Here is a 14,991-nt window from a genome sequence, read left to right on the forward strand (position 1 = left end):
CGTGTATTTCCACAGCCTCCAGTTCCTCTTCTTCCTCACCGTCACCTTCAGCCTCTACTGGGCGCTGCACCGCCACAAGTGGCCGCGGCTGGCCGTGCTGATGGTGGCGAGCGTCTTCTTCTATTCGATGTGGACGCCCTGGCCCCTGGTGCTCTTCTTCGGGGCCACGGGCATCAACCACCTGTGCATCAAGGGCTTCCGCCGCTCGCAGAAGCCCGGGGTTCGCAAGGCGCTGTTGACGGTGTCCATCGTCAGCACGCTCGGGGTGCTGTGCACCTTCAAGTACGCGGACCTGTTCCGCGAGACGGCGGTGGCGCTGCTCGGCCCGCTGGGCGTCCACGTGCGCACCCAGCCCTTCGGCCTGCTGCTGCCGGTGGGCCTCTCCTTCTTCACCTTCCAGGCCCTCAGCTACGTCATCGACCAGTACCGGGGGGAGATCCAGAAGGAGCACTCGTTCTTCGAGCACCTGCTCTACCTGCTCTTCTTCCCGCACCTGGTGGCCGGCCCCATCGTGCGCGCCTCGCACCTCATCGAGCGCTTCGACGACACGCCCTCCCTCACCGCCGACGAGGGAGGCCGCGGCCTGTATCGCATCGCGGTGGGCCTGGCCAAGAAGCTCATCATCGCGGACGTGCTGGGCAGTGGCCTGGTGGACCCCGTCTTCGCCTCGCCCGAGGCGTACACCTCGGCCGAGTGCCTCGTCGCGGCGGTGGCCTACAGCTTCGAGCTCTACTTCGACTTCTCGGCGTACTCGGACATCGCCATCGGCACGGCGGCGCTCTTCGGCTTCAAGTTCGCGGAGAACTTCAACCGCCCCTACCTGGCGACGAACCTCTTCGACTTCTGGGGCCGCTGGCACATCAGCCTCTCCAACTGGCTGCGCGACTACCTCTACCGGCCGCTGGGCGGCAACCGCGTCTCCAAGCCGCGCGCGCTGCTCAACCTGATGATTACGATGGGCCTGGGTGGACTGTGGCACGGAGCGGACTGGCGCTTCGCCATCTGGGGTCTCGCGCACGGCGCCATGGAGTGCTTCATCCGCGTGTGGTGGTGGATGACGGGCAAGCCGCCGAAGGAAGGCAAGATGGCGGTGGTGCGCGCGGGGCTCGGCTGGGTGGCCACCTTCACCGTGGTGGTGCTCACGCGCATCGTCTTCCGCTCGCCGAGCCTGGCGCACGCGGGCGAGATGTACCTGCGCCTCTTCGAGGGCAGCCTGGGGCTGGCCAACGTGAGCACGCTGGTGTGGACGATGCTGGCGGTGGCGGCGGTGAGCCACGTGACGCCGCTGAGCCTCTTCCACAAGGCGGGAGATCTGTTCGTGCGGATGCCGGTGCCCGTGCGCGCGGTGGTGCTGGTGCTCGTGGGCCTGGGCGTGCGCCACCTGACGTCCGTCGAGACGCGCCCCTACGTCTACTTCCAGTTCTGAGTTGGCTACGCCGCCCAGCGGCGCACGATGCGGTCCGTGGCCTCGGCCTGGGCCGCGTCCGCCAGCAGCTCCATGCCCACGCCCCGCGCGCCCAGCCGCACGCGTCCACCGCCGGCCGCCAGCTCCGGGCGCACCTCGTCCGCGTGCCACAGCTCTCCCCCGCTGGCGTGCACCACCTGCCGCATGCGCACGTCGAACTCCGGCTCCGACAGCAGCCGCATGTGCTCCACCAGCAGCTCCACCGTCACGTCCGCCTCGGGCTTGCGGCTCCCCGGGCCGGCGAGGCCGCGGAAGACGTCGGCATAGCGCTCGGCCGGGAGGAAGGCGGCATACCCCGGCCGCAGCACCGCCACCCCGGGCTCCGCCTGCTTCGCGGACCGCGCGCTCTCCGGCGCACGCCACGCCGGGAGCACCGACACCTCGTGCACCCGCGGCGTGCCGTCCACCTCGCCCGCGAAGGGCGACTGCCGGTGCAGATCCAACAGCGAGGCCAACAGGCCCGCGCGGCCCGCGTGGCGCACGGTGAAGGCACGGTCACCCTCGACGCGCACCTCGCCCCAGGCTGGCAGCGCGGAGATGCCACCGGAGCCGATGGACGCCAGCGACACCTGCACCGGCTCGCCGAAGCGCGGCTGCCACATCAGCCGCTTCGCGGTGAGCCAGAAGCGCCCCGTGCACCGCAGGTAGTAATAGAGGACGAGCGCCCCGCCCGCGAAGAGCATGGGCGCGGGCCTGCCGAACCGCTCCAGGCCGTAGCGGTTGGTGAGGACCAGCAGCGCGAACACCCACGTGCCGGGCCAGGACAGCAGGTGGCGCAACCCCTGCCGGCCCTCGAGCAGCACCGGCTCGTCACCGCCGGGCGGCTGGGGCCGGGGCTCGCTCAGCAGCGTCTCCAGGCGCCCGAGCATCTCGCCCAGCGGCGCCTCGCCCCGCCGCGTGAAGTGGGCGAGCCGCTTGCGCGCGAGCACCTCCAACCGCTCACGCTGCCGCAGCAGCCCGGGGGAGCCGCCGTCGCCCTGGGCCAGCAGCTCGCGCAGGGGCGCCTCCAGCAGCCGGGCCTCGCGCAGCGGCTCCGTGTTCGCGCGCAGCAGCCGCTTCCAGCGCGGCGAGCCCATCATCCGCAGCAGTCCCGGGTAGCAGGCGGCGGATTGGGCCACGACATCCAGGACCTGACGCACGCCAGACCCGGAACCGTCCTCGGAGGGAGTGCCGGGACCGGCGGGGGCGACGACGCGGGGGGAAGCCTGGAGCATGCCGTGAGTCCTCTCGACGGTTCCCCCACCCAACGGCCTGGACCTGGGGTTTCCATCCAGGTCACGAATCGCCGGCACCGATACGACGATGCCTGGGGGGCGAACAGCCAAGCATAACGTCCCCGCCTGACTCCCCGCCAACCCCGGGAAGCGCGGCCCCTGATGCACGGCGTCAAACCCTCAGGCCCTGCGCCGGCGCATGCCCCCATCCGTGGACGGCTCGTACTGGAGGAGCGGCGGCACGAGCGGCAGGCGGAGCTTGAAGCAGGTGCCCTTCCCCTCCTCGCTCTCCACCTCGATGCGGCCCCCGTGCGACTTCACGATGCCGTGCACCACCGACAGCCCCAGCCCCGTGCCCTCGCCCGAGGGCCTGGTGGTGAAGAAGGGCTCGAAGAGGTGGCGCTTCGTCTCCTCGGACATGCCCGTGCCGGTGTCGCTCACCTCCACGAAAATGGACTCCCCGTCGCGACGCGTGCGGATGCGCACCTCCCCGCCCGAGGCCGTGGCCTGCCCGGCGTTCGCCAGCAGGTTCACCAGCACCTGGACGATCTGCCTCGGCCGGCCCACCGAGCGGCCCACCCCGCCCAGCTCCTTCTCCACCCGCACATGGCTCAGCTGGCCGTGGGCAATCCGCAGCGCCGTCTCCACCTCGGCGTCGAGCTCGTACGAGGTGTGGGCCTCCGGGTCTCCCCGCGCGAAGCGGCGCAGGTCCCCGACGATGGTGTTCACCCGCTTGATGCCGTCCAGCGTCGCCGGGAGCACGTCGTCCACGTACTCCTTCATCACCTCGGACAGGTTCGGCTCGTCGCGCAAATCCCTGAGCATCGAGTGGACGTTGCTCGTCACGAAGCTCATCGGGTTGTTGATTTCATGCGCCACGCCCGCCGCCAGCATGCCCAGGCTGGACAGCCGCTCCTGCTCGAGCGCCCGCTGGTGCAGCTGCTGCAGTTCCTGGTGCGCGGCCTCCAGCTCGCCGTGGGTCCGCGCCAGCGTCCGGTGGGCCTGCTCCAATTCCTCGCGCTGCCGCAGCACCTGCCCCAACATGCCGCGCACCAGCGAGGCCCGCTTCTCCGACACGATGAAACCGAAGGCCCCCAGCAGCGTGAAGGCCAGGGTCGTGCCCGGCTCGGAGCCCGTCAGGAGCGACGCCACGGCCATCACTCCCAGGTACACGGCCGCGCGGTGGCGCACCCACGCGTCCATCCCCGAGAACCAGAGCAGGTTGTAGGGCACGAAGATCCACACCAGCGCGGACCAACCGGTGAGGACCCCGTACGCCACGACGCCCACCACGTTGACGAGCAGCCGGACCGTCTCCGCCACGCGGCGGCCGCTGTGCCGGGCCACCCACTCGGTGAACACCGCGTTGGCGAGGGTGAGCACCCCCGCCACCGCCAGCAGGGTGAACATCACCCGCCACTGGCCCCAGTACCAGGCCACCAGCACCCCGTTGAAGACGGCGGGACCCACGCTCGCGATGGCCTGGGTGCCCCTGTGCACCTGCTCCGCGTCTACGTCCGGCACGGGCTGCTTCGCTCGAACCTCCATGGGTGCCGCGGACCGCTCAGGTTCCCGAGGTGGCCGAGCCCTGGCCCGGGCCCGGACCCTGAGCGCCCAGCAGGGCGCGCACGTCGGCCACCAGGCGATCATCGTCCCAGGGCTTGCTGATGAAGTGGGAGATGACCCCGGACTCGGACCCCCCCGACAGGTCCGCGTGCCCGGAGATGAGGACGCGCGCGGCCCGGGGCGCGATGCGCAGCACCTGCCCGAGCAGCTCCAACCCGTTCATCCCCCGCATGCGGAAGTCGGAGATGACGACGTCCGCCTCGAAGGTGGCCAGCTTCTCGATGGCCTCCTGGCCATTGAGCGCCACCTCGATGGAGAAGCCCTCGCGCCGCAGCAGGCGGCGAAGGGCTCCAACGACATGTACTTCATCATCGACGATGAGAATCCTGGCCATGGGGGCTCCGAGCCACACCGGCACGTGTATCCACCCTACACCAGAAGCGGGACGTGCTCGTGCCGGGACACTGCGTGGACAGGACGGCGAACGCTCGAGTGCCGGCATGCGGCACGAGCGGCCAGCCGGAGTCATTCACCCAGCAGCAAGCGACGGCGTGGGGCGTGAGAAGGGCAGACATGGGACAACGGTCACGAAGACAGGCAAATCCCGACGTCAGGAACTGCTCCGGGTCCCGGTGAATCCTGGCCCGGCCGTCAAACAAGGAGAATCCCGAAAGAATAACAGAGACGGCCCCGCGCGGCGCGGACTCAGCGTGATTTCGGAGCGGAGAGGCCGGACCCCTGGGAGGCCAGGCGCAGCAGGTCGCGGAGGATGCGGCCGGTGGCGCCCCAGATGACGTGGGTGCCGTAGGTATAGAAGTCCACGTCGTACTCCACCCCACGTACATGGCGGCGCTCGGTGCGGCGGATGGCCGGGTCCAAGAGGACCTCCAGGGGCACCTCGAGGATGAACTCCACCTCGTCCGGGTTGGGCCGGTACTCCAGGCCGTGGGGGATGACGCCCACGAAGGGCTGGATGCGGAACTCGGTGAGGGTGGGCACCTCGTCCAGGGGGCCGAGCACGCGTACTCCGGACACGTCGATGCCCAGCTCCTCGCGCGTCTCGCGCAGGGCGGTGTGCAGGGGGGTGGGGTCCTCGGCGTCGCGCGAGCCGCCGGGGAATGAGTACTGGCCGGCGTGGTGGCGCAGCGTGGTGGGGCGCTTGGTGAAGAGGACGTGGGGGGCGCCGTCACGCACGAGCAGGGGCACCAGCACCGCGGCCTCGCGCATCACGACGCCGGGCAGGTGCAGGGCCCGGGGCGTCCGGGCGGACAGGTGCTTCTCCAGCGCGTCGAAGAGTGCGTCCACGGCTCAGTCCGTTCCCTGCCTCTCCACGGGCACCTTCAGAGGCGTGTTGGCGGTATCCACGTTCTCCACTCCGGCCAGGGGGCGGAGGATGCCCTGGTGGAGGAGCACCAGCAGCACCACGCCCAGCACCACCCGGTAGACGATGAAGATGAGGGTGGAGCGCTTGCGCAGGTAGCTCAACAGCCAGGCGATGGCGGCCCATCCCGAGGCGAAGGCCACCAGGGTGCCCGTCACCAGGGCCATGGTGGAGGGACGCTCGGTGGCCTCCAGCAGGTGCTTGAGCTCGAAGATGCCGGCCAGGGAGGTGGCGGGGATGGAGAGCAGGAAGGAGTAGCGCGCCGCGTCCTCGCGCCGCAGGCCCAGGGACAGGGCGCCGGTGATGGTGGTGCCCGAGCGCGAGGAGCCGGGGATGAGGGCGAGCGCCTGCCACAGCCCGACGATGAGGCCATCGCGCCAGCGCATGTCGTCCAGGGTGCGCTTGTGGGAGGCGAGCCGCTCCACGACGAAGAGGATGAGGGCCAGGACGATGAGGCTGCCGGAGATGACGTAGAGGGAGCGGAGGGAGCCCTCGATGGTCTTCTTGAAGGCCAGGCCGCAGATGCCGATGGGCAGGGTGCCGATGAGGACGAACCAGGCCAGGCGCGAGTCGGTGGTGCCGAAGGGCTCGCGGCGCGCGAGGCCCTGGAAGAAGGCCCGGAGGAGGGTGACGATGTCCTTGCGGAAGTAGATGAGGACGGCGGCCACGGTGCCGAGCTGGATGACGGCGGAGTAGGCGGCGCCGGGGTCGGGCCAGCCGAGCAGCTCCGGGACGATGCGCAGGTGCGCGGTGGAGCTGATGGGGAGGAACTCGGTCAGTCCCTGGACGAGCCCGAGGACGATGGCTTGGAGAAGACTCATACGTGTGGGGAAGTGGATGTATGCGCTACCCTGCGGGGCAGCAAGAGCCTTCGTCGCGCGCTGTCGTCCGGGAACGTCCAATGCCCCCTGCCCCACCCTGTCCCTGCACCTCTGGCCTGCGCTACCGGGAGTGTTGTGCGCGCTACCATCGTGGAGAAGCGGAGGCGCCGGACGCCGAGGCGCTGATGCGCTCGAGGTACAGCGCGTTCGCGCTGCGGGAGGTGGAGTACCTGTGGCGCACGCTGCACCCGGAGCACCCGGACCGTGCGAGGCCGAAGGAGGAGGTGCTGCGGGAGCTGCGGGCGGTGGCGAGCGGGCACAAGTACCCGAGGTTGCACGTGCTGGACCGCCAGGCGGCGGACGAGACGGGGAAGGCGGTGGTGCTCTTCTACGCGCGCATCTTCGAGAAGGGGAAGGACCGCTCGTTCGTGGAGCGGTCGGAGTTCCGTCACGATGGGACGGGGTGGCGCTACCTGAGGGGAGACGGGATGCCGTCGAGCGAGAGTCCCCGTCCCCCCGAGACCCTCACCCTGCTCAATTTCCCCTCGCCCACCGGGAGAGGGACGGGGTGAGGGTGCCACGCCCCTCGGGTTGCCCCCGTGCCCCCACCGTGCCGCCCTGCCCTACTCGGCGGGAATCGTGAGGGCCCGGAGCACGCGGTTCTCACCGACCTGGATGCGCAGCAGCAGCACGGCCCCGGGCTTCTGAGCACGGACGATCTGCGCGAACTCACGCGGATTGCGCACGGGCTTCCCCCCGGCCTCGACGACGACCATGCCGGGCATGAGGCCGGCGCGGTCGGCGGGAGAGCCGGGGTCCACGGCGACGACCATGGCGCCCTGGCGGACACCCGGAGCCATGCGCGGGTCCACATCCTGGAGACGCAGGCCGAGCTTGCGGCCGGTGTCCTCCTCGCGGCCCTGCTCGGGGGTGGAGCCGTTGCCCTCGAGGTCCGGGCGCTCGCCGAGCTTCACCTGCAGTTCCTGCTGCTTGCCGTTGCGGAAGACGGTGAGCTTCACGGTCTCGCCGGGAGGGCGGAAGCCGATGTCGCGGGTGAGACCGCGCGAGGACTCGACGGGGGTGCCGTTGATGGCGGTGATGACGTCATCCTGCTTGATGCCGGCCTTGGCGGAGGGAGTGCCCTCCTGCACGCCGGTGACGATGGCGCCCTTGCGCGCCGGCACGTTGAGGGCCTGGGCGAGCTCCGGGGTCAAATCCTGCACGGACACGCCGAGCCAGCCGCGGCGGATCTTCCCCTTCTGCAGCTGGGGCAGGAGCGCCTTGGCCATGTTGGAGGGGACGGCGAAACCAATGCCCGTACCGCCGCCGACGATGGCGGTGTTGATGCCGATGACCTCGCCGCGCATGTTGAAGAGGGGCCCGCCGGAGTTGCCCGGGTTGATGGCGGCATCCGTCTGCAGGAAGTTGTCATAGGGGCCGGCCTGGATGTCGCGGGCGCGGGCCGAGAGGATGCCGGCGCTGACGCTGGAGGTGAGGCCGAACGGGTTGCCGATGGCCACCACGCCATCGCCCACGCGGATGTCGTCCGAGTTGCCGAGCCGGGCCACCGGCAGGTCGTGGACGTTGCCCTTGAGCTGGATGAGGGCCAGGTCGGTGAGCGGATCCCTCCCGAGCACCTTGGCGTCGAACTCGCGGCCGTCGGTGAGGCGGACACGGATGTCGATGGCGTTCTCCACCACGTGGTTGTTGGTGAGGATGAGGCCGTTGGGGTCGATGATGAAGCCGGAGCCCTCGCCCTGCTGGACGCGCTCCTCGTTGGGCATGGCACCGGGAGGCATGCCGGGGCCGCCAGGGCCGCCGAAGAAGCGCTCGAAGAGATCGCTCGGCATGCCTTCCATGGCGGGGGCACGCGCCTGGACCTGGACGTTGACGACGGTGTCCTTCACGGCCTCGACCAGGTCGGCGATGGACTGGGTCGGCCCCGAGCCGCCCACCGCCGCGGGCTGTTGGGGAGCCGGCTGGGGCTGTTGCGCCTGCTGAGCCTGGCCGGCGCCTCCCGTGCCCGGTGCCTTGTCCTCGGAAGGAGCCGCGGGAGCGCGGGCCTCCGGTTGCTCCGTGGCGGGCCGTGCGGGCGCCGGCTCCCGGGTGCGGGCCTCACAGCCGGTGGCGACCGCCAGCATGAGGGCATTGAACAGGATGAACTGCTGCCAGAAGACCGAACGGGCGTGCTTCATCAAGGGGCATCCTCCCTTCGAGGGAAGATGAGGACCCCCCGCCGACTGACAACCACACGTCATTGAGGGAAAGGACGGGAGGGAGGGCTCTCGCCCGCCCCCTCCCTCTCGCCCGGATGGAGAGCACACCGGGCGGCGGAAGTAGTGCCGCCGGAAACGACTTCTCCCGTTGGGCGTGATAGGGCTCTGGCCATGCCATCCCGTAACGACCCCTGCCCCTGCGGCAGTGGACAGAAATACAAGCGGTGCTGCCTGGGTGAGGTACGGCGCTCCGCTGGACACGGTCTCGCGTCCACGCGACGCCCCCCTCCCACCGGGGTGGATGAGATCACCGCCGAGGCCGCCGTGCTGGCGGAGCAGGTGTTGACGTCCCCCAACCCCTTCCCACAGGTCTCGCATGCACTCATCCTGCTGCGGGAGATGTTCCGCGAAGGCGGGCCGCTGGCGTCCTTGCGCTGGTCCTGGGACGAGCTCGTCCCCGTCGTCGAGCGGCACATCTTCCGGGTGACGGACGAGGTGGAGGACATGGAGGAGCGCCGGGAGCGGCTGTTCGATCGCTGTGCTCCGGAGCTGCTCGATGCCGGGCGCGTGGAGCGATTCAACCAGGGGCTGCGCCAGGCGTTGATGACACCGGGGCGGACCCTGGAGGAGCGGCGCGCCCTGGCGCTGGTGGTGTTGGAGATGCGGGGCCGTCCCCGCCACCCGCCGTACACGTACTGGCGGCACCACACGTTGGCGTGGCTGATGATGGCGCAGGTCACGGAGTGGGCGGCGCGCCGCAGCCGGATGAACACCGCCGTGGGGTGGGCCCTGGGCGAGGAGCCCGGCCAGGGCAGCGGGCCGGGGATGAGCCCGCGGGCCATGCTGCGGGCCATGGAGGCGCCAGAGCAGGTGCTGGCGGCCGTGAGGGACGCGGCACGCGCGGATCCGGAGCTGCTCGAGCTGCTGGCGCGGTACGAGCAATCCATCCTGCGCTCCATCCTCCACGGCGAGACGCCCGAGGTGCTCCATGGCGAGGAGTGGTTGTGGATGACGGTGGTGTTGCGTGAGCCGCTGCGGCTGGAGACGCCGGAGCAGGCCGAGCACGTGGACGTCGGGGCGCTGCTGGCCAGGCTGGACGAGGAGGTGAAGCACGCCGTGCTGACACGAATGGAGGCCGCCGGCAGGGAGCGCTCGTCGCCGCCAGAGGCGCAGCAGTGGTTCGAGTGGGCCTACCGGGTGCTGGTGGTGCGTCCGCTGGCCATCTACGGGGCGTTCGCCAAGGCGCGCGAAGCGCCCCTGCTCGAGCGCTTCGAGGGGGAGGCGGTGCTGGTGAGCGAGCTGCAACGGCGCGAGCGGTGGCACGCGAAGGACCTGGAGCCCTACCGGCTGCGGCTGGCGGCGCGGGACGCGCACGGGGCCGAGCAGCGCGTGCGGCGGCTCCAGGCCCTGTTGCGCGCAGAAGCACCCGCGCCGGGCTCCCGCGCGAAGGGGTGAGCCCGCTCCCGCCACCTGCTTCTCTTTCTCGGCGATGCGTGCAACCCGTGGAGGACAAAGGCACGCTCGTCCTACTTACTCCCGAGCGCCTCACCGCCTCCAATCCCGAGCATCTCGCCCCGGGCCGGTATGTCCCCCCTGGCGGGCCTGGGGCCACCGCTCGTGGGGCGGGTCACCGCACTCAGGGAAAGCGTACGCCGCGCACGGTGAAGGTGCGCGCTCCACCCGCCTCGCCCAGCTTCAGCAGGAACGTGCCCTGGACTGACTCCACCGGCGCCTCCGCCTCCACCACGAGCCGCGCCTGCCCTCCCGGCAACAGGGGCCCGGACTGCCATACCCGCGTCACCCGCAGCCGGACACCTTCCGCGCTCACCAGCTCCGCCCCCTCCGTCGTCCAGGCCAGGGCACTCGTGTTTTGCACCTTCAGCTCCACCGCCACCTGCTGCCGTGCCTCGGCGCGGTAGCTCCAGGCCTCCGTCACCAGGAGCGGCGCTCCGGGACGTTGGGTGAGGCTGCTCTGGAGCTCGCGCACGAGGATGCCCAACCCCTTCTCCACCAGCCCGGCCTCCAGCACTCCCAGGAGACCTCCGGAACACGGCCCCGGCGGACGGGCACGCGCCTGCGCCAGCGCGGCCTCGCACCGCTCGGCCCGCTCGCGCTGCTGCCGCTGCAACGACTCCCGCGAGCGGGGCTGGCGGTACACCCGCACCTCATGCTCGGCCCGGAGCGCGTCCTCCACCAGCTGGAAGGTGACGCCGCCGGGCACCTGCCCGTCCGCGAAGCGCACCGTCACCCGCGGCGGCCTGTCCGCCGGCGGCGCCCGCGTGGGCAGCAGTGTCACCATGCCCTCGGCCTCGTTCACCGCCACCTTCACCCCCTGCCCGCCCTCCACCCGCACGCCACCGGGTTGCAGCGGCGTGTCGAACAGCAGCGTGGTGGACTGGTGGGGGCGGATGCGCACCGGGTGCTGCTCCCCGGCGTTCTCCGCCGTCAGCTCCAGGTGGCGTGCGTCCGGCGTGTCCCCTTCCTCCGCGTGGGGCGCGGCGGGCGTGGACACGAGGAGCGCGGGCAGCAGGGGGGCGGCGAGCAGTGTGGACATGGGGGTGACCTCCAGAGTGGCCCACACTAGCAGGGCCTCGGAAGTCGGCCCCTCCTGTTCCTCCCGTCAGTCGAAACGCGGAGGAGGCTGGTTGTACCGCGACGCCTCGCCGAAGCGTTTCACCGGACGCAGTTCCGCCGTGCTGCGGACGACGGCGGTGTCCTGGCCACTGCCCTCCTCCCTGGCCCAGCCCCACCGGGTGTTGGAATGCACCTCCAGGCACACCGGATAGGCCTGGCCCTCGGGGGTATACGCCTGGGTGAGGCGCGCCTGCACCCGCTCGCCGAAGAGCAACTGGCCGGTGAACAGGGTGTTTTTCGGCAGCTTGCCCCAGTGGTCCTGGCCATTGAGACGAATCGTCACCAGGCCCGGCCTCACGGTGGTCGTCGCCTCCCCCGGAAACGGGTGAATGGAGACTCCCTCGGACTCGCGCGTGAGCTCCAGTTCCTGCATCGCCTGGGCGGCACCGGGGGGGCACTCGGCGGGAGGCGGCAGCGGGGGCGTGGGCAGCACCTGGGCGGTGGTGGCGGGGCTGGGGCAGCCGGTGGCCAGGGCGCAGCCGAGCACGGCCGCGCCCACCTTCGTGGCCGGGGAGCCCGTCTGCTTCGGGACAGGGGGAGCCTTGGCTGGAGTCTTCACGTGCTTCTCCGGGGGCAGCGTCGCGGGGGCGACGGGCGCGGGAGTTTCCGCCCCAGGGGGCGCCGCGCCGCCGTCACCTTCTGGCCGCTTCCACGGGGACGCCACTTCCTGGCCGCCCGGCTCCAGGCTGATAGGAAGGAACTCCTCGGGTAGGCTGGCGCGAGGTGTCCCCACCGGTGACGCGGTGCGCACGGCGGCGGAGGGCGAGGGGCGCAGGGCGAGCCACAGCCCCAGGCCCAGCACGAGCATCGCACCGGCGGCCAGCAGCGCCCGGCGCGAGCGGACGGCGGGCCCCGTGGCTTGCCGGGCCCGCGCGGCCACCGGGGCCTCGTCCGCCGCTGGCGCCACCTCGGGCCCGGCGAGCGGCGAGGACTCCTCCGCGGCCACCGGGCTCATGGCCACTTCGGGTGTCACCTCGGGCTTCTCCTCCGACTCGACGCGCGGTACGGCCTCCGCCGCAGCCGCCTGGGGCACCTGCACCTCGGGTGCCTCCCGTTGCGCGAGCAGCGGCACGGGCGGCTCCACGGGCGCCGTGCCCACGGGGAGCGCCTCGGGCGGCGCGGGCCCAAGCAGGGTGGACACCTCGTCGGGCGCACGCGGTTTGCCTCGTACCGGCACCCGGGCGTAGGAGGCCAACCGCTCGTAGAGCGCCAGCACGTCTCCCCCGCGCCACATGTCGCCCTCGAGCACGGTGGTGGCGTGGTGCGGCCCCCAGGCCTCGCACAGCGGCTGCCGCCATGTGTCGTCCGCCTCCTGCACCGCTTGCGCGAGCGCCGCCTCCACCGCGAGCGCGTCCGCGTACCGCTCCCCGGGCGCCTTGCGCAGCATGCGCCAGCACACCTCGCCCAGCGCCCGTGGCACCCGGGGGTTGGACACGTGCGGCACCGGGGGCTCCTCGTGCAGGACGGCATGCACCAGCGTGCCCTCGCGGCCCAGGAAGGGCCGCCTGCCCGTGAGCGCCAGGTAGAGCTCCACGCCCAGCGCCCACACGTCGTCGCCCGGACAGGCGCGCGAGTCCTCCAGGCCGCGCCAGGCCCGCCACACCCGGGGGCTGAGGTAGGACCAGGTGCCTGGGGGAAAGGCTCCCGTCAACCGGGGGGCGTCCTCGTAGGTGGCCACGCCGTAGTCCACCAGCACCACCTGCCCCTCGCCATGCACCAGCAGGTTCGCCCCTTTCACGTCGCGGTGCACCACGCCGGCCGCGTGCACCACCGCCAGCTGGTGCGCGCCCTGGCCGAAGAGTTGTGCCACCTCAAGGGCACAGGGGTTGTGCACGCGCGTCCACACGTCCAGCGGGCAGCCCGCGCACCAGCGGCATGACGAGGAAGAGGTAGAAGGGGTGGTGCGCGGGCCACACGCCCTCGTCCACCAGGGGCAGGCCGCCCGCGTGGCTGAGCTTCGCCAGCACGTCGCGCTCGCGCCAGGCCCAGCGCGCCGCGCGCGGCAGGAAGAGGAACTTCACCGCGTACTGGCGGCCGCCGCGCGAGGCGCGGAACACGGTGCCCTGGCCCCCGGTGCCCAGGCGCGCCTCCAGCGTGTAGCCGGCCACCACCAGGCCCGGCCGGGGCCGCCAGGGGGAGGACTCCTCCTCCAGGGACTCCAGCGCCCCTGGCCGCTGCTGCTCCTGCTCACCGCTCCGCGCGCCGGCCTCGCTCATGCACACCACCTCCGGGGTGGGCCAGCCTACATGACGGCTCGAGGCGTGCGGGACACCCGATGGAAATCGTCCGGAGCCTGTCGTGCCCGTCCACGCGGTGGACCCCCCCCCCTCACAAGCCCCCGTGAATGCCACTGGGGGTGGGCTTGACTGGTAGACGTCTACCAGTCATGTGGCCGCATGTGCGCCCATGTACGCCTTGAGTGGTAGACGTCTACCAGTGCCCCGGTCGGGCAGGGGCTCCGTGCGTACACCTGGGCATCCATCGTCCTCACCCGCCCATCCGAACCTCTGGAGTCACCGGGTTACCGACGGCTGCCGTCACTCTGGATGGGGAGGTGTAGTTGTCGCTGAGCACCCCATGCACGACAGACGGACGCAGCCCCAGAGTGATTGGCGCCGTGCCGCGACCGTCCGAAGTGCCGACGCCTCGGAACGGCGCGGTTGCCGGGACAGAGGACCCAGGGGAGCGTACAGGCCGCGAAGTGGGGCAGGGCTGGCAGACCCCGGGGACTGTAGCTGCGTCGCCGCATGACATGTGCTCGCCAGACTCACCCGAGAGAACCATCGTTTCCGTGGCTTACGGCTCTATCAGGAATGGCGAGTAAGGTGGGAGCATCATCCACTGGAGGCTCTGATGACTTCCACGCTGCTGGTGCTGCTACTGCTCTCCCAGGCGGAACGGCCTGAGGACCCGCCTGCTGGTGCGATGAAGCCGCCGCTCCCGGCGTCCCTGGCGGGAGGAGGGCACTCCCTCACGCGCGTGGAGGACTCCGGGCTGGCGCTGTTGCCCGGCGGCGGGGCGGAAGGACTGGAGAGCTACGCCCAACGGACCCCCATGCTGGTGCTGGACGGAGGCGAGGCGCTCGGCGTCAACCTGGGCGCCCCGGTTCGGCTGCGTGTGGGTGGAGGAGTTGCAGGGGCCGGGCTGGTGCGTCGCGAGGACTGGGACAGCCTCTCGGACTGGGGGCAACTGTACTCGGGCCAGGTGCGCTGGCGCTTCGGCCACACGCTGGACGCGCTGGCCGAGGGCGGAGCGCTGCTGTTTCCGGAGGCGGATGGGGCATTGCGCCCGGGTGCCTTCGCCTCGCTGGGCCTGGGGGTGGACAATGCGCGCTGAAGCGTGGGTGCGCAGGTGGGCGGTGCTGTTCGGCGCTGTGCTGCTCTCCACCGGCTGCGTCACGCTCGGGCCACGACAGGGCGGCAGCACTGCGCAGGCCGTCCACGCCCTTTCCTCGCTGAGGGAGGTGGGCGCCCCGGCCCCCTCCCTCGAGGCGTCCTCCCCTGTTGCCCCTCCTGCGGCGGGCGAGCACGCATTCTCCTCCGAGGCGGGCGGGCAGGAGCGGCTGCACCGCCGCCGCAGCGCCCGCGGGCTGGGCCCGGACGCCGCCCTGGCGAGCGCGGGCGAGGCACCCGCGTCCGAGGTGGCCAGCACGGGGCCTGTCCCCGAGGAGCCGCCCTCGTGCGGAGGGCAGGCC

At 71.5% G+C, this 14,991-nt stretch carries 12 protein-coding genes and 3 pseudogenes; 6 read left to right on the plus strand and 9 right to left on the minus strand.

Annotation, left to right across the window (positions count from 1 at the left end; all coding sequences use genetic code 11):
* Position 1 precedes the first annotated feature (1 nt).
* On the plus strand, positions 2 to 1,426 hold the full coding sequence (locus AC16DP_RS46045; RefSeq protein WP_329732794.1) for an MBOAT family O-acyltransferase: 1,425 nt from the start codon (positions 2 to 4) through the stop codon (positions 1,424 to 1,426).
* A gap of 5 nt (positions 1,427 to 1,431) precedes the next feature.
* On the opposite strand, the gene AC16DP_RS46050 is transcribed toward AC16DP_RS46045, so the two are convergent.
* From AC16DP_RS46050 to AC16DP_RS46070, 5 genes are all read right to left on the minus strand, one after another.
* Complete coding sequence (locus AC16DP_RS46050; RefSeq protein ID WP_329732795.1) at positions 1,432 to 2,679, minus strand: hypothetical protein; 1,248 nt, start codon at positions 2,677 to 2,679, stop codon at positions 1,432 to 1,434.
* A 180-nt stretch (positions 2,680 to 2,859) separates the two neighbouring features.
* Positions 2,860 to 4,227 carry a sensor histidine kinase gene (locus AC16DP_RS46055; RefSeq protein ID WP_329732796.1) on the minus strand — a complete coding sequence of 456 codons (1,368 nt, stop codon included), beginning with the start codon at positions 4,225 to 4,227 and terminating at the stop codon, positions 2,860 to 2,862.
* Positions 4,228 to 4,243: 16 nt separating this feature from the next.
* Positions 4,244 to 4,639: a response regulator gene (locus tag AC16DP_RS46060; protein WP_329732797.1), complete on the minus strand. Its 396-nt coding sequence runs from the start codon at positions 4,637 to 4,639 to the stop codon at positions 4,244 to 4,246.
* A 311-nt stretch (positions 4,640 to 4,950) separates the two neighbouring features.
* On the minus strand, positions 4,951 to 5,550 hold the full coding sequence (locus tag AC16DP_RS46065) for a CoA pyrophosphatase (protein WP_329732798.1): 600 nt from the start codon (positions 5,548 to 5,550) through the stop codon (positions 4,951 to 4,953).
* Positions 5,551 to 5,553: 3 nt separating this feature from the next.
* Complete coding sequence (locus AC16DP_RS46070; protein WP_329732799.1) at positions 5,554 to 6,447, minus strand: undecaprenyl-diphosphate phosphatase; 894 nt, start codon at positions 6,445 to 6,447, stop codon at positions 5,554 to 5,556.
* A gap of 80 nt (positions 6,448 to 6,527) precedes the next feature.
* Between AC16DP_RS46070 and AC16DP_RS46075 the strand changes: the two genes are divergently transcribed.
* Positions 6,528 to 7,019 (plus strand): YchJ family protein, encoded by a 492-nt coding sequence (locus AC16DP_RS46075; protein WP_329732800.1) that lies wholly within the window; start codon positions 6,528 to 6,530, stop codon positions 7,017 to 7,019.
* 51 nt (positions 7,020 to 7,070) lie between these two features.
* Here the strand turns inward: AC16DP_RS46075 and AC16DP_RS46080 are convergent, their stop codons facing one another.
* Positions 7,071 to 8,642 (minus strand): Do family serine endopeptidase, encoded by a 1,572-nt coding sequence (locus AC16DP_RS46080; RefSeq protein ID WP_329732801.1) that lies wholly within the window; start codon positions 8,640 to 8,642, stop codon positions 7,071 to 7,073.
* A 192-nt stretch (positions 8,643 to 8,834) separates the two neighbouring features.
* Between AC16DP_RS46080 and AC16DP_RS46085 the strand changes: the two are divergent.
* Together AC16DP_RS46085 and AC16DP_RS46090 are read left to right on the plus strand one after the other, a co-directional pair.
* A pseudogene (locus AC16DP_RS46085) lies at positions 8,835 to 8,897 on the plus strand (SEC-C metal-binding domain-containing protein); the annotation flags it as partial.
* 63 nt (positions 8,898 to 8,960) lie between these two features.
* Positions 8,961 to 10,118, plus strand: a complete 1,158-nt coding sequence (locus tag AC16DP_RS46090) for a hypothetical protein (RefSeq protein ID WP_329732806.1) — start codon at positions 8,961 to 8,963, stop codon at positions 10,116 to 10,118.
* Between the two features lie 181 nt (positions 10,119 to 10,299).
* Here the strand turns inward: AC16DP_RS46090 and AC16DP_RS46095 are convergent, their stop codons facing one another.
* The 3 genes from AC16DP_RS46095 to AC16DP_RS46105 form a co-directional block, all read right to left on the minus strand.
* Entirely contained in the window at positions 10,300 to 11,217 is a 918-nt protein-coding gene (locus AC16DP_RS46095; RefSeq protein WP_329732802.1) for a DUF2381 family protein, read from the minus strand.
* Positions 11,218 to 11,283: 66 nt separating this feature from the next.
* Entirely contained in the window at positions 11,284 to 13,131 is a 1,848-nt protein-coding gene (locus AC16DP_RS46100) for a protein kinase domain-containing protein (protein WP_329732803.1), read from the minus strand.
* Positions 13,109 to 13,513, minus strand: coding sequence for a protein kinase family protein (locus AC16DP_RS46105; protein WP_329732804.1), 405 nt, complete (start codon positions 13,511 to 13,513; stop codon positions 13,109 to 13,111). Before AC16DP_RS46105 ends, AC16DP_RS46100 begins: the two co-directional genes overlap by 23 nt.
* Positions 13,514 to 14,222: 709 nt before the next feature.
* Between AC16DP_RS46105 and AC16DP_RS46110 the strand changes: the two are divergent.
* Positions 14,223 to 14,489 (plus strand): annotated as a pseudogene (locus AC16DP_RS46110) (hypothetical protein); the annotation flags it as partial.
* 133 nt (positions 14,490 to 14,622) lie between these two features.
* Positions 14,623 to 14,991 (plus strand): annotated as a pseudogene (locus tag AC16DP_RS46115) (hypothetical protein); the annotation flags it as partial.

This window comes from Archangium sp. (assembly GCF_057119385.1).